Raw genomic sequence first — 5340 nt, forward strand, 5'->3', positions numbered from 1 at the left:
GGCGCGCAGCCATGCCATCAACGGCAGCATCGGCATGCCGATGATCGTCCAGGGATCGCCTTCGACCCGATCGAACAATTGCACGCCCGCCCCCTCGATTTCGTAACAGCCGACGGTCCAGCGGATGCTGTCCCAATGCTGCGCCACATAGTCGGCGATGAAGGCGTCCGACAAGGGCCGCATCCACAGCCGCGCCTCGCCGATCGCGCGCCAGACCGGCGCGCCGTCGCGCGCCGCAACGACCGCGCTGAACAATTTGTGCCGCGTTCCCGCCATGCGGCGCAGATGGTCTGCTGCCTCATCGGGGCTCTCGGGCTTGGCGAGCATCGTCCCATCGGCGAGCGCGAGCGTCGAATCGGCACCAATTACGGCAACGCCGGGCAGCCGAGAAGAAATCTTGATCGCCTTGGCCTCCGCCAGCGCATCGGCGATGTTGCGCGCCGTCTGGCCGGCGGCAACGAGACCGGCCGTCAGCGCCTCTTCATCGACATGCGCCGCGGTTGCTTCGAACGCGATTCCGGCCGCGCGCAGCATCGCGGCACGGCCGCTGCTCTGCGATGCAAGGACGATCTGCGTCATGCCGGCCGGCCTCCGCGATCCTCGACCAGCTTGATCACCGCAGCCGCCGTTTCCTCGATCGATCGGCGCGTCACGTCGATCACCGGCCAGTCATTGTCGGCGAACATGCGGCGGGCATAGGCGATTTCGGCTTTCACGCGTTCATCGTCGACATAGGCGGTTTCGGGCGCCTGATTGAGCGAGAGCAGACGGTTGCGCCGAACCTGGACAAGGCGGTCGAGGCTGGTCGTCAGCCCGACGACGAGCGGACGCTTCAGATGATAGAGCGCGTCGGGCGGCGGCGATTCGGGAACGATCGGAATATTGGCCGTCTTGTATCCCCGGTTTGCCAGATAGATGCTCGTCGGCGTCTTGGAGGTTCGCGATACGCCGGCGAGCAGGATGTCGGCCTGTTCCCAATTTTCCCAGCCGATCCCGTCGTCATGCGCGACGGTGAACTGGATGGCCTCGACACGCGCAAAATAAGCGGCATCGAGCGCATGCTGACGGCCCGGTCGCGCCTTGGCTTCCTGCCCGAGCATGCGCGACAAGGCGTCGGTTACGGCGTCGAGCGCGGGAACAAGCGGCAGGCCCTGAGCCTCGGCGCGGCGCTCGAGACTGGCGCGCAACTCACCGTTGACGAGGGTGAAGAGGATCATGCCCGGGCTCGCCTGAACCTCCGCCATGATCCGGTCGAGATGCGATTCCGAGCGCACCATCGGCCAGAAATGGCGCACGACTTCGACATCGTCGAACTGTGCGATCGCGGCCTTGGCAATATTTTCGAGCGTTTCGCCGGTGGAATCGGATATGAGGTGAAGGTGGAGGCGGTCCATCGCCTCTCTTGCCGCCTTGCGATCCGAAAAGGCAAGCCGTGAAGCGAATTTCCGAGGCTGTGGATAAGTTCGCGGACAAGCCCCGGGATGAAATCGGCAGGGCGATTCCATCCCCGGCCGCGTCGATTCCGCCCCACCGCTTATCCACAAGGAACGAGTCTTATCCACAGGCTGTGAATAGCGGGGATGAGAGCCAACGACTCTGTGGGGTCTGGCGGGCCAGCGGGAGTCAAGCTGTTGGCAAAAAGGGCGGCTGCGCCTAAAGCGCGCTTATCCGCCCGCCAACAATCCACCACAATCATTTATATATATTATGAAGAGAGAAAGAGGGGCCGCGTGAAGGCGTCATCGAAGAGCTTGCTGGCAACGCTGCGTGGGGTGCGGCAGGAACGGCCTGCCCTGTGGCTGATGCGCCAGGCCGGTCGTTATCTTCCCGAATATCGTGCGTTGCGGGCGACCAAGGGCGGCTTCCTGGAACTATGCTATGATCCTGAAGCCGCAGCTGAAGTGACGCTGCAGCCAATCCGCCGGTTCGGTTTCGACGGCGCCATTCTCTTTTCGGACATTCTGGTCGTGCCGCACGCGCTGGGCCAGCGGCTGTGGTTCGAGACGGGTGAGGGGCCGCGGCTCGCCCCGCCGCTCGTCGATAGCGCTCTGGCGTCGCTCGAGGCGGCGCCCGAGCGGCTTGACGCGGTCTATGCGACGGTAGCGCGCGTGGCAGCCGCCTTGCCGCCCCAGACGACCTTTCTGGGATTTGCCGGCAGTCCCTGGACAGTCGCCACCTATATGGTCGCCGGCCAAGGATCGAAGGACCAGGCGGCCGCCCGGCGCATGGCGCTTTCCGATCCGGCGGCGTTCGGGGCGATCATCGATGCGATCGTCGACCTCAGCGTGACCTATTTGTCGGGGCAGATCGAACAGGGGGTCGAGGCGGTCCAGTTGTTCGACAGCTGGGCAGGAAGCCTGTCGCCCGCCGAGTTCGAACGCTGGGTGATCGCGCCCAATGCCGAAATCGTCCGGCAACTGAAGGCGCTCCATCCCGACACGCCGATCATCGGTTTCCCGAAGGGCGCGGGCGGCAAGCTGGCGGCTTATGCGCGCGGCGTCGGCGCCGATGCGATCGGTCTTGACGAAACGGTCGATCCCGCTTGGGCCAATGATATTCTTCCCGGTCATCTACCGGTGCAGGGCAATCTTGATCCGCTTGCGCTGGTCGCCGGCGGCCCGGCTCTTGACGCTGCGATCGATCGCATCCTTGCAGCTTTCCCCGAACGGCCCCATATCTTCAATCTCGGCCATGGTATCGTGCCCGACACGCCCATAGCCCATGTCGAACATCTGATCAGGCGCGTGCGAGGCGAGTAGCGGGATGGCAGACTGGACTGGATTTCTGGGGGTCACGATGTTGTGGGTGAAAGCGGCGCATGTGATTTTCGTCATCTTCCTGATGGCGGGTCTTTTCATGATGCCGCGCTTTTTCGTCTATCATCACCAATGTGCGGTGGGGTCGGACGAGGACAGGAAATGGATCGAGCGCGAAGATCGCCTGCGCAAGATCATCCTCAATCCCTCGCTCGTCATCGTCTGGATCCTGGGTCTGATGCTCGCTTTCAATGGCGGCTATTGGTCGCAGGGCTGGTTTCACGCCAAGCTCCTGCTTGTCCTGCTGCTGTCGGGCTATCACGGCTGGACAATCGGCTATTTCAAGAAGCTGAAGCGCGGCGAACGACCGCTGTCCGAAAAGCGCCTGCGGATGCTCAACGAGGTGCCGGGCGTGGCCGCGGCGATCATCGTCATTCTGGCGGTCGTCCGGCCCTTTTGACCGGTCGTCTCGGCGACAGCCGATTGACTTGACGAAATCGGCGGCTTAGGGGCCGATCAACCCGGCTTTCCGTCGGCGGCGCGATCTTGGCGCCGAAGCTATCGTGAACGGTCGTCCCCCGGCCGGATAGGCACCGCCTGGTGCGCCGTATCGAACGAATTTTCCTATATTTCTGTTACCTGGAATCCATCCATGCATCTTAAAGAACTCAAGACAAAATCGCCCGCGCAGCTCGTCGAAATGGCTGAAGAGCTGGGCGTCGAGGGCGCCTCGACGCTGCGCAAGCAGGATCTGATGTTCTCGATCCTCAAGGAACTCGCCGAAGAGGGCGAGGAAATCATCGGATCGGGAACGATCGAGGTTCTGCCCGACAGCTTCGGTTTTCTGCGTAGTCCCGAAGCCAATTATCTTGCCGGTCCCGACGACATCTATGTGTCGCCCAATCAGGTCCGCAAATATGGTCTGCGCACCGGCGACACCGTCGAGGGCGAGATTCGCGCGCCGAAGGACGGCGAACGCTATTTCGCGCTGACCAAGCTGATCAGCGTCAATTTCGACAATCCCGAGGTCGTGCGCCACCGCGTCAATTTCGACAATCTGACGCCGCTCTATCCGAACCAGAAGCTCAAGCTCGATACGATCGATCCGACCGTCAAGGACAAGTCGGCGCGCGTGATCGATCTTGTCAGCCCGCAGGGCAAGGGCCAGCGCGCGCTGATCGTCGCGCCGCCGCGCACGGGTAAGACGGTGCTGCTGCAAAATATCGCCAAGGCGATCACCGACAATCACCCCGAGGTCTATCTAATCGTCCTGCTGATCGACGAGCGGCCCGAGGAAGTCACCGACATGCAGCGCAGCGTCAATGGCGAGGTCGTCTCCTCGACCTTCGACGAGCCCGCGACGCGCCACGTCCAGGTCGCCGAAATGGTGATCGAAAAGGCGAAGCGGTTGGTCGAGCACAAAAAGGATGTCGTCATCCTGCTCGACTCGATCACCCGCCTCGGCCGCGCGTACAACACCGTAGTGCCGAGCTCGGGCAAGGTTCTGACCGGCGGTGTCGATGCGAACGCGCTTCAGCGTCCCAAGCGCTTCTTCGGTGCTGCGCGCAATATCGAGGAAGGCGGATCGCTGTCGATCATCGCGACCGCGCTGATCGATACCGGCAGCCGCATGGACGAAGTCATCTTCGAAGAATTCAAGGGCACGGGTAACAGCGAAATCGTCCTCGACCGCAAGGTCGCCGACAAGCGCATTTTCCCGTCGCTCGACGTCGGCAAGTCGGGTACCCGCAAGGAAGAACTGCTCGTCGAGAAGGACAAGCTCAGCAAGATGTGGGTGCTGCGCCGCATCCTCATGCAAATGGGCACGGTCGATGCGATGGAATTCCTGCTCGACAAGATCAAGGATTCCAAGACCAACGAAGATTTCTTCGACAGCATGAACCAGTAAGCCGCGATGGCCGTGATCGAGCATGCCTTGCTGCCGGTCCGGCCTGGAATGGAAGTGGAATTCGAAGCGGCCGTTGCGGAAGCGCGGCCGCTGATCGAAGCCTCGCCCGGCTTCCTTTCGCTGACAATTCGCCGGCCATTGGGAACCGGGCAGCCCTATCTGTTGTTGGCAGAATGGCGCACCGTTGCGGATCATCGCGATGGTTTTCGTCGATCCGACCGCTATGAACGGTGGCGGGCGCTGTTGCATCGCTTTTACGACCCCGTTCCGGGGGTCAGCTATTTCGGAGACGCCGTGTGATTTTGGAAATGTTGACGCAGGCGGCGGCCGCTGCCGGGCCCGGTGGGTTCGGCGAAATCTGGTCGCACATCGTCGCCGATTTTTCGAACATCACCGAACCCGCCGCGCTCGCTGCCTTCGTGCAGGTGCTGATGATCGACATCGTGCTGGCCGGCGACAATGCCATCGTCGTCGGCGCGCTCGCCGCTGGGCTGCCCGCCGATCAGCGCAAGAAGGTGATCCTGATCGGCGTTCTGGCGGCGCTCGTCCTGCGCATCGCCTTCGCACTTGTCGTCACGCAGTTGATGCAGATTGTAGGTCTGATCTTCGTCGGCGGTCTGCTGCTGATCTGGGTCGCCTGGAAGATGTGGCGCGAACTGCGCGAAGGCGCGCATT

7 protein-coding genes are annotated in these 5340 nt (G+C 62.4%); 5 read left to right on the forward strand and 2 right to left on the reverse strand.

The genetic code is table 11. The features are described from left to right. Window positions 1–579 (reverse strand): Maf family protein (locus tag ABS88_RS23675; protein ID WP_286750773.1); only part of this gene is annotated, 579 nt, incomplete at its 3' end. Beyond that, entirely contained in the window at window positions 576–1394 is an 819-nt protein-coding gene (locus ABS88_RS23680; RefSeq protein WP_003042133.1) for a pyruvate, water dikinase regulatory protein, read from the reverse strand. The genes ABS88_RS23675 and ABS88_RS23680, both read right to left, overlap by 4 nt. Window positions 1395–1730: 336 nt before the next feature. On the opposite strand from ABS88_RS23680, the gene hemE reads away from it, so the two are divergent. From hemE to ABS88_RS23705, 5 genes are all read left to right on the forward strand, one after another. Next, window positions 1731–2759, forward strand: coding sequence for a uroporphyrinogen decarboxylase (gene hemE, locus ABS88_RS23685; RefSeq protein ID WP_286750775.1), 1029 nt, complete (start codon window positions 1731–1733; stop codon window positions 2757–2759). A gap of 4 nt (window positions 2760–2763) precedes the next feature. Beyond that, the gene (locus tag ABS88_RS23690) at window positions 2764–3216 is read left to right on the forward strand and encodes a CopD family protein (protein ID WP_003042130.1); all 453 of its coding nucleotides are present in this window, start codon (window positions 2764–2766) and stop codon (window positions 3214–3216) included. A gap of 192 nt (window positions 3217–3408) precedes the next feature. Further along, window positions 3409–4665: a transcription termination factor Rho gene (rho, locus tag ABS88_RS23695; protein ID WP_003042126.1), complete on the forward strand. Its 1257-nt coding sequence runs from the start codon at window positions 3409–3411 to the stop codon at window positions 4663–4665. A gap of 6 nt (window positions 4666–4671) precedes the next feature. Next, on the forward strand, window positions 4672–4965 hold the full coding sequence (locus ABS88_RS23700; protein WP_003042123.1) for an antibiotic biosynthesis monooxygenase family protein: 294 nt from the start codon (window positions 4672–4674) through the stop codon (window positions 4963–4965). A gap of 8 nt (window positions 4966–4973) precedes the next feature. Beyond that, the coding region (locus ABS88_RS23705; RefSeq protein WP_502686184.1) for a TerC family protein at window positions 4974–5340 on the forward strand (367 nt) is incomplete at its 3' end.

This window comes from Sphingopyxis sp. SCN 67-31 (genome assembly GCF_001725095.1).